General features: G+C 64.0%; 1 protein-coding gene. It reads left to right on the top strand.

Annotation, left to right across the window (positions count from 1 at the left end):
• Positions 1-123: 123 nt before the first annotated feature.
• Positions 124-988: diguanylate cyclase domain-containing protein (locus tag CWM66_RS27890; protein ID WP_107147738.1), on the top strand; the 865-nt coding region annotated here is incomplete at its 3' end.

Here is a 988-nt window from a genome sequence, read left to right as displayed (position 1 = left end):
TGGGGCAAAGCGCACATGCATTCTCACGATCTATGAGATTGCGTGTGACGTCACGATGAACGCTTTCTTAAGGTGCTAGTATCAAATATCGACCGGCAGAGCCCGCCGGCCAAGGATGTGGGGATGAACTGCGCCAGTGCGGGGCCCGGAGCGGCCGACCTCAACGTACGTGCGAGCCAGCCGGATGCCACGCATGCGGTGCTCGAGCCTGCCGAGACCGCGCTGTTCGCGCGCTTTGGACGCACGCGCACCGTCTCTGCCGGCCATCATCTTTTCCGCCGTGGCGACATCGGGACGCAGATGTTCATCGTCGTCAGCGGTACCGTGGACCTGGATTTCGGCGAGGACCTGGTGCTCAAGCACATGGGTGCCGGAGAGTTCTTCGGCGAACTGGGCTTGTTGATCGGCGACCACCCGCGCAGCGCGGACGCCACCGCGGCCAGCGACTGCGAACTCATCGAACTGGACCATACCGACTTCCAGAAGCTGGTCGACCACGATCCTGCATTGACCGCGCATTTCCTGCGTCGTTCGATCGTGCGCGTCGTCAACAACGAGCAGCTGCTGATCCGGCAGCTGCGTCGGCGCAATCACGACCTGGAAGAGGCGCTGGACAATCTCTACGCGACCTCGCACCAGCTCAACCAGACCGAAGAACTCATTCGTACGGACGAGCTTACCGGCCTGTACAACCGCCGCGGCCTGACCCTCCACCTGCAGGAATGCCGCCGCGCCGGCCGCCGGCCCGGCAACGGATTGCTGCTGATCGATTGCGACCGCTTCAAGCGTGTCAACGACGAGCACGGCCACCTGACCGGTGATCGCGTGTTGCAGAACGTGGCGCATATCCTGCGCTCCGTGCTGGTCGGCGACGACCTGGCTTGCCGGCTGGGTGGGGATGAGTTCTGCGTGTTCGTGGCCAGCACGGATGCCGAGGGGCTGCGTACGCTGGCCGAGCGGATCCTGCGCAACGTGCAGGCGCAGCTCA

It is taken from the genome of Kosakonia sp. H7A (assembly GCF_003028445.1).
Lineage (GTDB): Bacteria > Pseudomonadota > Gammaproteobacteria > Enterobacterales > Enterobacteriaceae > Kosakonia > Kosakonia radicincitans.
This window is presented reverse-complemented; position numbering and strand designations above follow the sequence as displayed.